Genomic DNA, 13,596 nt, shown 5'->3' on the forward strand with positions numbered 1-13,596 from the left:
CTCTTACTTATGATCTCTAGTATATACTCCGTCCCATGAAATCGGTGGAGGAGTCGCTTTGTATTCCTTACATCTTTCGATCAGCAATTGAACCGCTTTATCAGGACCATCTCCGGCAGCTTCGGCATCCTTGAACTTCTTGATCGCATTGTCCCACTTGCGATCCAGGTACAGAGCCAAGCCTTCTTCGTAATGCCTAGTTTTTTCTCTAATCTTAGGACTTGCAGATTGCATGTCAGAAATAATTTCGTACAGAATGACAGGATCGTTTTTGCCTTTCACTCGAACGAGATCTAGTTTTCTAGTAAAGATCTGGTCTTTGACTTCCGCGTATACCGCGTCCGATGCCAGAATAGAAACACCGTAGTCTTTACCTGCTGCTTCCAACCGTGCCGCGAGATTCACTGTGTCCCCCATCATCGTATAAGAAGCAAGTGCATCAGTACCCATAAAGCCTACTTTTGCGAGTCCTACATTCAAACCGATTCTGATCTTCATGTCTCGCGCTTCTTGGATGTATTTCCTATCCTTATTCCAGCCTTTTTTTAAATCCTCGAGTCTTTCGATCATTTTTAGAGAAGCTTTTACAGCTTTTAGAGTGTGGTTCTCTACATCGACCGGAGCATTATAGATTCCGACAATTGCATCACCGATATACTTATCCAAGACTCCATCATGTTCTTTTAATATATAAGTCATTTGAGACAAGTACTCGTTCAATAAGTTGGCGAGTTCGACGGAGCTTAACTTCTCGCTGATCGCGGAGAAACCTGCCACATCAGAAAAGAACGCAGTTACTCTCTTTTCCATCCCTCGTTTCAATGCGGCGAGATCCTTCATCGCCTCGATGATCACGACCGGATCCACCATACTTCCTAAAATACCCTTGATCTTATCCCGGTCTCTCAGACCGGTAACCATCTGGTTTAATGCGACGCTCAGGTTTCCGAACTCGTCGTTTCCTCCAGGTTCGAATTCTACGTTGAGGTAGCCTTTTCCGACCTCTTCTGCGCCTCGAATAATCCTCTTAATTTTTTGTACTACAAAGCCCGAGATAAAGACTGCTAGGAAAATGGAAAATCCGCAGATCCCGAATGCAGAAACTACCGCTCGATTTCGGTTTTGGTGGATCTCCTTCAATCCTTCTGTTCTATCCACTAAGGTTCTAATAATTCCGGAGAAGTTGGACGAGAGCACGATTGTAGCAAGATCGTCCGTCTCGTCAGAAATCAAAGGAGTAGTATCTAGTTTCCATAATATCTGCTCCGCCTCTGTACGACTGTTTCCGATGATTCCGTCCGGAAAACTTGCCTTTAATTTTGCAGGAGGAGTTTCACTTTCACCGGAATAAATCCAGCTACGCAAAGCAGCCCAACGTTTTTTAAAGTATTCTTTTCCGGAATCAGAATGAATGTATCTCTCGTAATCGGATCCATCTGGCTTGAACCTCAGTAGGACCTGATCCTCCAGGGCGGAATCCCTAAGAGTTTCCATTGCATCTACTTGATGCTCTTCTTCCTCGTTTAAACGCAGATTTTTACGAAATGCGGTAAAAGCCAAGTCTCTCTTGCGAATGAGTGCCGCGTACTTTTCGTACTGTATCTTGAACTCTTTATCTTTGTGAGGAGGAACCGGAGGTTTTTTCTCCCTCAGCAATTTTAGTCTAGCTTCCAAGGCAGGCGGTATTTTAGAAAGTTCCTGCTGTATATCCTGGATAGAACCGACGAATTGCCTCCAAGGTCCCGGATCTTTTCTCACTTCATCCACCAACCTGGCTCTTTCCGTAGATGCCGGATTTCTAAAATGAGGAGAATATAGAGCCTGCAGCTCTAGTCCGTTTTGCTGAAACGAAGTTGGAGGTACTTCCCCAGTTACTCCGACTGTTTCGGTCAGAACTGTAAAAGCACTCTTGAGTCCGTCTTCGAGAGGTCCGTCTAGAGCAACTTGGTTGATCGAAGATTCAGGATCGAATATTTTAGTATCGAGAGTTGTCTCTGTAATTTCTCCGTGAACAATTCCACTCGGTGGAAAAGATTGTATTCTAAATCTGCTAGTGTCCAGACCTAGATCTTTGATTTTCTTTTTCTTAGAATTTGCGAGCAATGCAGCGATGCTTGCGTCCAAATGAGTCCGATAGCCTCTTGCTTCGATGGATTTTTTTCTAAGCTCTTCTTCTACCGCAGTGATCTCTGTATGATCCGGATTTTCCGAAGCTTCCTTCATTTCTGCGACATGTTTTCTTAATATTGCTGCTTCTCTATCGGTCTCTACGAATTTTTTTGCCTGAGACTGTAGTCTAGAAAAATCGAAATCGGAAATTACCTGATCCCCAGAATGTCTGAGTTGGGACCGTATGTTTTTTTCCAGAGTATCGATATCCGTTTTTGATAAATATTCGGAATAATAAGTCGCCAAGGATTTTCGAACTGTTTTTTTCCCTAACACTCCGAACAAACTGGTCTTAAATCCAAATAGGGAGACCTTGTTTTCTTCCTTGGTAGTTTTAGTAGTTTTATATTTTTTTAGGGCCTCGGTTTGTTTCCGAACTCTGTCTCTGAATTCTTCGATGCGAATCAAACTCTGGGAAATATTATCTAACTCTAAAACTAAAGAAGAAATATATCGCCTCGAAATTGCCGCTTCCCTCTCGTAACTGTCCGTAAGGATTTGGGTTTGCTGGCGAACATAGATGAACGATAGGATCAAAATCGTAAGTGCGATCAAACTTCCGGTAAATAGCGCGAGTTTTGCCCGAATTCCAGAGTAAAATACCTTAGGAAGTGAGATGAAATCGTGCCACTGCTGTTTAATGAAAGCGAGAATTTGTGCGATCACCTTTGCCATAAAAAATAAACTCTCTTTGCCGTCTGTCTGTAAGGCAAGGATAATCCGAGCGTTCTCTCGGGATTGAATGAGCACCCAATATTAGAACAATTTTCCCCAATAGGAAAGAACTTTGTCAAAAATTTGGTGCATTAAATAACAAGCGAAGTGTGACAATTTGCGTGAAAACACCCCACTTGGAATGGATTTCTCTTAAAATAATTTCTCAAAAGGTGAAATTCTGTCTTCCGCATTCAAATAGAATGTATGTTCGCAAGCCGGGCAGCGGTAATTCCCTGGTTGGTCTACTTTTAGATTCTGAAAGCATACTGGACAGGCGACCGAGTGCCATCCTTCTGTATCGTGAGAAGCCGATTGCAATAAGTATGCTTTTGCATCCTCCCTTAAATCGAATACAGGCGCAAGTTGGGTCAGTCCCACTTGGTTCCACGAATTCTTTAAATCCTCGGATAACCTACAAGCGGCAAACCTAGAAACAGGATTTGCTAAAATAGTTTCCTTAACGCAACTAAGCCCTTCTAAGTTCCAAAATTTCAGCTCTAAAGCATCGAGCAAGATGAGGTGGGGGTTAGCGGCGAGTAGAGGATTGGTTCGATCGCGGAAGGCCTCGCCGAGCGACAGATCTAATTTTCCTTGTAAGTTAACGATGAGTTCTTTCACAAATACCCGCGATTGGGATTTCTCCAAAAGAATTCACTCCTTCCCGGAATTCCGCAACCGAAAAACCAAAAAGATTGGACTTTTCTCAATCCCCGGTTTTTTTTTCCATCATGGGGCATTGGAATCGCCGGACCTTGATCTTCCCTCTCGATATGGGCTTTATGGTGCTCTCGTATTTTTTGGCTCACTTGATTCGATTTGAATCCCTTTCTTTTCTGAACAAGCCGGAAACTTTCCTAATTCCCTTAGCAATCGTGGTGACTACAAGATCGATCGTATTCTTATTTTCGAATATATATAGATCTATCTGGGCCTATGCTTCCATTCACGACCTTGTAGAGATTATCAAAACTACTTTCTTGTCTTCCCTGGTCGCCACGGTCGCCTTACTATTTTATAATAGATTCGAACAGGTTTCTAGGATGGTGCCGATCATAGACACGATTCTATTGCTCAGTTTTCTTTGTCTGCGTAGCCTTTCCTGGAGAATGTTCCGAGACCAGTACATTATGCGAAAGACCAAGGTGGAGGGCCTCCCCACTCTGATTTTAGGAGCTGGCAAGATGGGAGCGACTTTGTTGTCGGAACTTCGACGCCACAACGAACTCAAACTCAATCCAGTCGGATTTTTGGATGATAACGAGAGCAAAATAGGCGCACATATCCAAGGTGTTCCGATTCTGGGCCGAACCGATCAGGCAGAAGCGATGATCCACGGGATGGGAATCAAGCAGGTCATCATTGCGATCAATAACCCGGACGGAAAGGTGATCGGTAGGTTGATCAAATCCTTTGAGTCCGCGGATGTAAAATTCAAAATCCTACCTTCTTTGGGTTCTCTATTTTTTGATCCGCCCAAAATCCAACAGTTGCGCGAGATCCAAGTAGAAGACTTACTCGGAAGACCGGTGGTAGACCTGGAAATAGAATCGATCCGTTCTTACCTAAAAGGCAAAACGATCTTGGTTACAGGTGCGGGTGGCTCGATCGGTAGCGAGCTTTGCAGACAGGTCGCAGTTTTCGAGCCCTCTAAAATCGTACTTTTGGACGCGTCCGAAACTCCTTTGTACGAAATCGATTACGAACTCAGGAAAGCATTTCGCAGCACCCAGATAGAATTCGTTCCAGTAGTCGCAGATGTAAAAAATCTTTCTCGCATCAGCTCGATTTTTGAAACGCATTCTCCGGAAGTAGTGTTTCATTCCGCAGCTTACAAACATGTTCCGATGATGGAAATCAATTCTACGGAAGCGGTTCTGAACAATGTGCTCGGTACCAAAAATGTGGCGGATATCGCGAGACTTTCCGGTGTGGAAAGGTTCGTTTTGATTTCTACAGATAAGGCAGTGAACCCAGTGAATATCATGGGAGCTTCCAAGCGTGCGGCGGAACTCTATCTGCAACATGTGTCTAGAGAAAGCAGGACCAAGTTTATTACGGTTCGTTTCGGAAACGTACTAGGTTCCAACGGTTCTGTGATCCCTAGGTTTAGAGAACAGATTCGAAATGGTGGACCGGTTACTGTAACTCACCCGGATGTGATTCGTTACTTTATGACGATTCCGGAAGCTTCTCAACTAGTGCTACAGGCCGGAGCGATGGGAGAATGCGGAGAAATCTTTCTGTTAGAGATGGGAGAGCCGGTTCGTATTGTTACGTTAGCCGAAGAAATGATTCGTTTATCCGGCCTCAGACCTTACGTGGATATTCCCATTGTATTTACCGGATTGCGTCCTGGTGAAAAACTATTCGAAGAACTGCTGTTAGATCTTGAAGGGATTAAAAAAACCCACCACCCGAAAATCAGGATTGCAGCCCCCTTAGATGATCCAGATCCTAGTAGCTTTCAAGCTCGCTTCCTGGAGCTGTTAAATGCAGCCCGTTCGAACCGTGCACGGGAAGTCTTCTCTTGTTTTAAGGCACTGGTGCCAGAATATAAGATTCACGAAGACTATATCAACGAAACGAAAGAAGCAGCTCGTTCACTGGAACAGAATGGATAGCAATCTAGAGGAAGTTCGGAATCTCAGAGAATTGAAAAAACAGCTCTTTTCCCTTTACTGGGAAAGGTTCGGGACTTTTTACCTCCATGCTATGCCTCATCCTGACTTAAAAATCGGAAACAGAGGTCTGGTCGGAGAAGAAGCAGAATCCGGGATCGTGCTCGTCATCGGTCCGAGAGCGGCCCGCGATATCAGATTAGAAGAAGAATTTGTGTACGCGGAACTTCAGTTCGGGTACGCGTGGGAACACGTATATATCCCCTGGGACGGTATATTCAGATTTTTTGATAAATCCCAGCAGACTGTTTCTCAAATGAAAATCTATCTGGCAAAAATCCCCGCTTCCGGTTCTGGAACGCAAGAAATCAAAACGGATGAAGAACCTCCAGTTTCTGTTTCCGGAGAACTCCAATCAAAAAACAAAAAACGCAAGTCGAACGTCATCCAAGTCGATTTCGGGAGTAAGACGAAAAAATGAGCAAATACAAATGGTTTGTACCTGGGGATCTGGACGGATTCTTCGGGCTGATGATCGATAACCTGATCCAGATTCTGGTTCTAGTCGCACTTTGTATGGGATTCTGCGGAATGCCGAAAGACTTTGTGTTTCGGGTAGTCATCCCAGGAGCCGCCATTTCGTTGTTAGTTGGTAACCTGTTCTATGCATGGCAAGCGCATCGACTTGGCGAACAAGAAAACAGATCCGATGTGACCGCTCTACCCTACGGAATCAATACAGTCTCTCTTTTTGCATTCGTATTCTTTATCATGTTCCCGGCGTACCAAAAAACGGGAGATTATAAAATCGCTTGGTCTTACGGATTGATGGCTTGTTTTCTTTCCGGATTGATCGAATTCTTAGGAGCCTTTGTCGCGGAAAAAATCCGAAAAGCGACTCCTAGGGCCGCTCTACTTTCAGCGCTCGCTGGGATCGCACTTACGTTCATCTCGATGGACTTTCTAATACGGACCTTTCAGAATCCTTTGGTTGCTTTTGTACCTTTTGGAATCATACTATTGCAATACTTCGGAAAAATCGTTTTTCCGTTTCGAATTCCAGGCGGATTGATTTCCGTAATCGCAGGTACAATCCTAGCTTGGTCTCAAGGTTTTTGGGGAAAACCTCTGATGAATTCCGCAGCACTCCAATCCTCTTTTTCTATCGATCTTTCGTTTCCTGTATGGAGCGGAGGAGACTTGTGGAATATCTGGGGGGCCGGAGGAATTAAGGAATATCTCTCCATCATTTTGCCGATGGGAATTTTCAATGTAATCGGTTCTTTGCAAAACATAGAGTCTGCAGAAGCAGCCGGCGACAAATTCGATACCAGAAGTTCCCTTATGATGAACGGGCTGGGAACCATAGTCGGATCTTGTTTTGGTTCTCCCTTTCCTACTACAATCTATATCGGACATCCAGGATGGAAGGCTCTCGGTGCCAGGGCAGGATATTCCACATTAAACGGAGTGTTCATGACTCTGGTTGCGTTCCTTGGTTTAATGGGATTTCTTTCCCAACTCATCCCGATCGAAGCCGGAATGGCGATCGTACTCTGGATCGGAATTGTGATCGGTTCTCAGGCATTCGAAGCTACTCCCACTAGACATGCTCCTGCAGTAGTCATCGGACTATTGCCTGCCATGGCCGGATGGGCGGTGCTTTTGATACAAAGTGCTTTCAATTACGCAGATCCAATTCTGGCAAAAGTACTGGAAGGAGCCTCCAAGGCATCTGAATCGCAAAGAATTTGGCTTTCACTCGTGCCTCCTGACCAACCGATTTTTCCTTATTCTCTAGATGGATTGCTAAGTTTATCCCAAGGGTTCCTGCTTTCTTCTATGGTCTGGGCATCCATCGCTGCCTTTGTAATCGATCGAGATTTCAAAAAAGCAATCGTGGCCTCCTTGGCTGGTGCGGTGCTTTCTGCAACCGGATTTATACACGCGCATTCGCTCATCGGGAACGCGGTTTTGACTCCTTTCGAGTTGAATTTTGGCCAATTTGTGAAAGCATATTTGTTCCTAGCCGTGCTTTTCTTTCTCGCGTCTTTCCTCCGGAAGGAACCTAGAACGGTCTAATACAACGAAGATAGAAATAACCTAATTTTGTCCGAGGTAAGTTTCTCGGGCATTGTACCAAAAGGAGAATAGAATACAAATGTGGCTGATACGTAGAATAGGTTTGTTTGCGCTTACGAACCTTGTTGTGATCTTCACAATTGGATTTATCATTAATATCACCGGACTCGGCACCTATCTGGCGTCCTCCGGGATTTCTTATGTTGAATTATTAATATTTGCAACTGTGTGGGGTATGGGAGGTGCTTTTATCTCCCTCTTCATTTCCAAGTTCATGGCAAAAATGGCGATGGGTGTGCAGATTATCGATCCACGCAGCGCCTCCGGTTGGCAAAAAGATTTGCTCTCTAGGATCCAAAGACTTTCTCAGACTGCGGGACTTCCTATGCCTGAGGTTGGAGTTTATGAATCACCTGAGATCAATGCATTTGCGACGGGGCCGAGCAGAAACAACGCATTGGTTGCGGTTTCTACCGGACTTCTGAATAAGTTAGATTCCGGGGAATTGGATGGGGTCTTAGGTCACGAGCTTTCTCACGTGGCGAACGGAGATATGGTTACAATGACCTTGGTACAAGGAGTTGTGAACTCCTTCGTCTACTTCTTTGCTTGGATCGTGAGCAGAATCATTGCTTCTCAATTTAGAGATGATCTAGGATACTTTGCGAGATTCATGATCAACCAGCTATTGATCGTTGTTTTCGGAATTCTAGGATCTATCGTAGTAGCTTACGTCTCCAGAGCAAGGGAGTATAGGGCAGATGCAGGCGGAGCAAAGCTTGCAGGAAGAACCAATATGATCGCTGCTTTGGAGAAACTGAAAGCATCTTATTCAAGGGATCCGGTAGACCAAAGAGGAGATGCAATCGCAGCTCTAAAGATTTCCAATCGGTCCGGCGGATTTATGGCACTTTTCTCCACTCACCCACCTTTAGAGGAGAGAATCGCTGCTTTAAGAGCAAACGCCTACTAAGTACCAATTGCATATAGGCAAAATGGAAAGAAAAACGCTCCAAATTCTGGAGCGTTTTTTTATGATTAAAAAAGAATTGTTTCCGCAAATCGAAAGTTTGGAATAGGATCTTTATTCGAAGCTTTTCAGGAAATCAATGTCGATCGTAAAATCAAAAATTCGCACCATACCGGATTATCCTACAAAAGGGATTTTATTCCGAGATATCACTTCTCTACTTTTGGACCCGGAAGGTCTTGCGCTAACCATCGGCACATTTGTGGATCGTTATGCGAATAAAGGGATTACGAAAGTCGCCGCAATCGAAGCAAGGGGCTTCGTGATCGGAGCACCTGTTGCGTTCCAATTGGGTGTTGGCTTTATTCCGATCCGCAAAAAAGGAAAGCTTCCAGCCGAAACCGTTTCACAAGAGTACGACTTAGAATACGGTAAGGATATTATCGAAATCCATAAAGATTCTATCCAACCAGGAGATAAGGTTCTCGTCATGGATGATTTGATCGCTACCGGAGGAACCATGATCGCCGCGGTGCAACTATTGCGGAAGTTAGGCGCAGAAGTTCACGAAGCAGGAGTCATTATCGATCTACCCGATTTAGGTGGAACTGCCAAAATGGAAAAAGAATTACAGGTCAAAGTATTTTCGATTTGCGAGTTCGAAGGCCATTAAGGGCAAAATGAAACACACAAAAGCATCTATTTTCCTATTATTTACGATCTTTTTATTTTCTCCGATCTTTTCGGAGACCAAGACCGATTTCGACGAGATTCGAAAAGCTGTCGTACAAATCAGAGTCTATTCCCAAGCAGTAAATCCATTTTCTCCTTGGACCACAGAAGGAGTTCGAGCCAGTTCCGGTACTGGATTTTTGATTGGCGGGAAAAGAATCCTGACAAACGCACATGTAATTTCTAACGCGAAGTTCATCCAAGTGCAAAGATACGACCAGACGGAATGGTACAGGGTGAAAGTGCTTCACATCGCTCATGATTGTGACCTTGCGGTTTTGGAAGCAGAAAGTCCGAATTTCTACAAGGATTCTAAGGATCTAGAACTGGGAGGAATTCCGGAATTAAATTCTCCCCTAATTGTTGTAGGATATCCTATTGGTGGAAACCGAGTTTCAGTGACCAGAGGAATCGTTTCTAGAAAAGAGCAATCAGTGTACTCTCATTCTTCCGTAGATAGCCATCTCGTGTTACAAGTAGACGCAGCGATCAACCCCGGCAATTCCGGAGGGCCTGCGATCCAAGACAACAAAGTCGCTGGGGTGGCTTTTCAAGTAGCTACAAAAGGCGAAAACATCGGATATTTGATCCCGACCAACGTCATTCGACACTTTCTAAAAGACATAGAAGATGGAAAATACGACGGCTATGTAGAATTAGGTATTCGTACTTTAAATTCCTTTAATGTAGCGCTACGGAAGTCCAAAGGGATTCCGGATGATTTGGAAGGAGTTTTTGTATCTCGCGTATTACACAATGCTTCCGCAGAAGGTTATCTCAAAGATGGAGATTACCTGATTGAACTGGACGGCTTTCCGATTGGAAGGAACGGCACAGTCACTCTAGACAGAGACGCGAGAGTAGACTTTACCGAAATCGTGGATAATAAACACGCGGGGGATCTAATTCGATTCAAACTTTTACGAAAGGGTCAGACCTTAGAAGTGAAGTTTCCTGCCAAAAAAATGCAAGACTTTGATTTCTTGCGAAATCAGTACGATGTTCCTTATGAATATGCAATGATCGGAGGATTGGTTTTTCAAGAAATGTCCAGAGATCTTCTAACTGGCTGGAGTAGAGCCGGGAGCACTTCTGGGGGAAGCCAGTTCTTGTATCGGTTTTTTTACTTTATCGATGATCTGTTAAACAAAGACAAAAAGGCCGATGTGGTTCTTTATAGAAAGCTCGCACACCCGGTAAATTCTTCTGCAGACTATTTTTTGAATCTAGTACTGGAATCTGTAAACGGCAAACCTGTCAAAAGTCTGAAAGACTTAAAATCGATCCTGAGTTCCTCAAAGGAAAGATTCCTGCAATTAAAGTTTCTGGATGTGGAACTCCCACTCGTATTGGATAAGAACGAGGCGGAAAAGGCAGACGAGCAAATTCGGGCGACCTACAATTTGGAGTAGTTAGATTGAAATTCAGAATTTTACCTATTTTTGTTTTGATCCTAATTTCAGGCGGATTGCACGCAAAACAAAAGAAAAAGCAAAATCATCATTCAACAGAAAGTTACTTAAGTTCTAATATTCAAATTCCTTCCAAGGCCGAGGAAAATTATAAAAAGAGTATAGTTCAGATCAAGATTTCCTACCAGGAACCCGACTATCTTTACCCTTGGAAACGGAAAAGTCCTAAGGTACGTAGAGCCGTCGGAATCGTTGTAGAAGGCGGCAGAATTCTATTACCGGCTCATTTACTTTTATATCATACATTAATCGAAGTAAAAAAATTCTCCTCTTATACCGAAACCAAAGCAAATCTACTTAGGTTAGATCCAGAAATCAACCTGGCTCTGCTTAAAATCGAAGACAAGGATTTCTTCCAGGATTTGAAGCCTTTGGAATTTCACTCTATCGTGATGTATCCAAAGCAGGTTTCTATCTTCCAGCTTGATAATTCAGGATCCATTCAAACCGCAGCGGGAAATTTACTGAGTTTGGATCTGGATCAATCTCCGATCGGTCACGTGGAACTTCCCATTTTAGACGTAAACTCTACGGAGACCTTAAACGGAAACGGAGAGGTTTTGTTGGAAAATGGGAAAGTAAGCGGTATTCTCTTCGATTTTACCGGGGATAAAAATTCCGGTCGAGCTATCCCTTCTTTTTTGATCCAAAAGTTTTTAGGAATATTAGGAAATGCGAAAGTAGCCTACAAAGGATTCAGATATAGACCAATTACGGACCAAGCAACTAAAAACTTTTACGGCGTGCCAGGCCAAAACCAGGGAATACTTGTGGGAGACGTTTTGCCGAACGGATCTGCGGATGGAGTCTTGAAACCCGGAGACGTGATCTTAGAATTCGGTGGGAAAAAGATAGATTCCAAAGGATATTTCGATCATCCTCATTATGGAAAGCAAGCTCTATCATTTCTTTCTAATTTTGGAGATTCCTTCGGATATTCGATTGGCAAATCTGTACCGCTTTTAGTTGTTCGAGACAAAAAAGAAACTAAGCTGGAAATGATTTTAAAGACCTTTCCTTATAGTTCGGTTCGGATTCCCCACCGTAGCCCGCAGGCAAAATCAGAATACTACTTGGACGGCGGATTCTTATTTTTAGAACTTTCCGAGGATTATTTGCAAGAATGGGGAAAGGACTGGAGATCAAGAGTAGATAAGAAACTGCTCTACTTTTTCGATTATAGAAAATTTCGCACCCAAAAGGATCCTGAGGGCAGGATCGTGCTTTTCTCTCAGGTATTTCCAGATGAATCCAACGAAGGATATCACGAAGTTTCTTCTAGGATTGTAGAATCTGTAAATTCGAGCCCAGTGAATTCTGTCCGAGATCTAGCGCAAAAGGTAAAGGAAAGCAAAAGTAAATACGTTACCATTTTACTAGACGACGGAACAGAGGTAGTAATAGATAAGTCAGAGCTTAAAAGCGCAAATGAACGAATACAAAACCAGTACAAAATTCCGGTTTCCGCTATGGGAGAGCAATCTCAGAAATAGAGAATAGGCTCAAAAAGAAATCCAAGCGAATAGACGAAGAGACTTCTATTATAAAATCTTAAATGAAGTTATGATTAAGTTCCCCAAATCATATGCGAAAGCGGCTTGGAAATAAATGCTAATTTTATAAAGAGCGCAAACAGCACCAATAGAGTAATCACCCAAAAATGCCAGGTCTTGAGAGAATCATCTTCGGATTGCCAGAGAATCAGTAAGGGAACCGCGATCGTAAACATCCTGGAGATATTCTCGTAAGTCGCCCAATACAGTACGTATCCTCCGGAAAATACAGTGAATACCACAAGCGCGATTCCAAAACGGAATACTGACGCTTTCTTGTAATTCCCTCTAAATAGCAAAACGCAAGAGCTGACCAGAAGCAGAACCAAAGGAAATCTGGAAAATTTCTTCGCAAAAGCTCTAAATCCGACCTCTTCCGAATCGCTCGCGATCAGTTCTTGGGCGGATTCCCACAATTCGAACAGATATCTTCCGATTCCTTCGAAGGGCTCAAAGAATCCGGCATATCTTACAGGTTTCATTTCCGAAAAGTGAATCCTAAGAAACAAAGCCCAGGCGATCGGTGCGAATACAGTACAAAGTACGAAAATGCTCTTTCTGTATTCCCTTTGCCAAAGCGTTTGCACTCCGAGTGGAAATAGTAAAAAGAGAGCCTGCTCCTTGGTAAGAATCGCGAGGCTTCCGAATATTATAAAAATAGCATATTTTTCTTTCTTGTAAGCCCAATACGCCAAAACAACAAGACTGATCATGACCGCGTCCGAGACTAACAGGACGTAACTCCCTAAAGCAAACGGAGAAAACAAGTAAAACGCAGAAAGATACTTTTTATGCAAAGGAAGAATGGATCTGAGTGCAAGAAAGGAAATAACCATCAATCCTAGATTCAACAGATACATTCCGAAAATAGTTCCGTACTGCCCGAACCATCCAAATGGAGATGCGAGCAAAGGATACCCAATTCTAGGAGCTCTCAAACTTTCCTCAAAGCCTGGAGGCCAGACTAAACTAAAACCAGAAAGCATCCTGGAATAAAAATAGAATATTTGTCCGTCATAACCTGCTCCAAGGTCCCCCTTTTCTCCCAGAAAAACGATAGAGCCGTTAGGAGTTTCGGACTTATTGAGTTCGCAAAATTCCTTTCCAAAATTAACTTGCGAGCTCGGGTTCCAGCCGTATTTTTTCCATATAAGCGCCGAAGCGATCGCGTAGAGTAGCAACCCGATAAGAATTACTTTATTTTGATTTTCTAATATAGAAAGAATCTTATTCCAATAGATCGAAATTTTCGACATCGCAAGAGCGGCTATTCTTTGAAAAGG

General features: G+C 43.4%; 10 protein-coding genes. 7 read left to right on the forward strand and 3 right to left on the reverse strand.

All coding sequences use genetic code 11. The annotated features are described in order from the left end of the window. Nucleotides 1-3: 3 nt before the first annotated feature. Entirely contained in the window at nt 4-2,844 is a 2,841-nt protein-coding gene (locus CH373_RS06640) for an adenylate/guanylate cyclase domain-containing protein (protein WP_100712911.1), read from the reverse strand. A 192-nt stretch (nt 2,845-3,036) separates the two neighbouring features. After that, a complete protein-coding gene (locus tag CH373_RS06645; RefSeq protein ID WP_243393293.1) occupies nt 3,037-3,531 on the reverse strand; it encodes an STAS domain-containing protein in 495 nt (164 codons plus the stop codon). Between the two features lie 80 nt (nt 3,532-3,611). Between CH373_RS06645 and CH373_RS06650 the strand changes: the two genes are divergently transcribed. From CH373_RS06650 to CH373_RS06680, 7 genes are all read left to right on the forward strand, one after another. Beyond that, nucleotides 3,612-5,507 carry a polysaccharide biosynthesis protein gene (locus CH373_RS06650; protein WP_100734082.1) on the forward strand — a complete coding sequence of 632 codons (1,896 nt, stop codon included), beginning with the start codon at nt 3,612-3,614 and terminating at the stop codon, nt 5,505-5,507. After that, complete coding sequence (locus CH373_RS06655) at nt 5,500-5,985, forward strand: ClpXP protease specificity-enhancing factor SspB (protein WP_100712629.1); 486 nt, start codon at nt 5,500-5,502, stop codon at nt 5,983-5,985. The genes CH373_RS06650 and CH373_RS06655 overlap by 8 nt, the downstream gene beginning before the upstream one ends. Then, nucleotides 5,982-7,586 (forward strand): SulP family inorganic anion transporter, encoded by a 1,605-nt coding sequence (locus CH373_RS06660; RefSeq protein ID WP_100712630.1) that lies wholly within the window; start codon nt 5,982-5,984, stop codon nt 7,584-7,586. Before CH373_RS06655 ends, CH373_RS06660 begins: the two co-directional genes overlap by 4 nt. A 79-nt stretch (nt 7,587-7,665) precedes the next feature. Then, nucleotides 7,666-8,559 carry a protease HtpX gene (gene htpX, locus CH373_RS06665; RefSeq protein WP_100712631.1) on the forward strand — a complete coding sequence of 298 codons (894 nt, stop codon included), beginning with the start codon at nt 7,666-7,668 and terminating at the stop codon, nt 8,557-8,559. A gap of 136 nt (nt 8,560-8,695) precedes the next feature. Next, nucleotides 8,696-9,229 carry an adenine phosphoribosyltransferase gene (locus CH373_RS06670; protein WP_100712632.1) on the forward strand — a complete coding sequence of 178 codons (534 nt, stop codon included), beginning with the start codon at nt 8,696-8,698 and terminating at the stop codon, nt 9,227-9,229. Between the two features lie 7 nt (nt 9,230-9,236). After that, complete coding sequence (locus CH373_RS06675; RefSeq protein ID WP_100712633.1) at nt 9,237-10,700, forward strand: S1C family serine protease; 1,464 nt, start codon at nt 9,237-9,239, stop codon at nt 10,698-10,700. A 5-nt stretch (nt 10,701-10,705) separates the two neighbouring features. Further along, nucleotides 10,706-12,253 (forward strand): S1C family serine protease, encoded by a 1,548-nt coding sequence (locus CH373_RS06680; protein ID WP_100712634.1) that lies wholly within the window; start codon nt 10,706-10,708, stop codon nt 12,251-12,253. A 74-nt stretch (nt 12,254-12,327) separates the two neighbouring features. Here the strand turns inward: CH373_RS06680 and CH373_RS06685 are convergent, their stop codons facing one another. Then, the gene (locus tag CH373_RS06685) at nt 12,328-13,560 is read right to left on the reverse strand and encodes an AZOBR_p60025 family cell surface glycopolymer formation protein (protein WP_165778798.1); all 1,233 of its coding nucleotides are present in this window, start codon (nt 13,558-13,560) and stop codon (nt 12,328-12,330) included. Between the last annotated feature and the right edge of the window lie 36 nt (nt 13,561-13,596).

The organism is Leptospira perolatii (genome assembly GCF_002811875.1).
Lineage (GTDB): Bacteria > Spirochaetota > Leptospiria > Leptospirales > Leptospiraceae > Leptospira_B > Leptospira_B perolatii.

Bases quoted from the DNA above. Each gene is read 5' to 3' on its own strand.
- CH373_RS06655 (WP_100712629.1), top strand. From the start codon at position 5,500: ATGGATAGCAATCTAGAGGAAGTTCGGAATCTCAGAGAATTGAAAAAA.
- CH373_RS06640 (WP_100712911.1), bottom strand. From the start codon at position 2,844: ATGGCAAAGGTGATCGCACAAATTCTCGCTTTCATTAAACAGCAGTGG.
- CH373_RS06675 (WP_100712633.1), top strand. From the start codon at position 9,237: ATGAAACACACAAAAGCATCTATTTTCCTATTATTTACGATCTTTTTA.
- htpX (WP_100712631.1), top strand. From the start codon at position 7,666: ATGTGGCTGATACGTAGAATAGGTTTGTTTGCGCTTACGAACCTTGTT.
- CH373_RS06660 (WP_100712630.1), top strand. From the start codon at position 5,982: ATGAGCAAATACAAATGGTTTGTACCTGGGGATCTGGACGGATTCTTC.
- CH373_RS06670 (WP_100712632.1), top strand. From the start codon at position 8,696: ATGTCGATCGTAAAATCAAAAATTCGCACCATACCGGATTATCCTACA.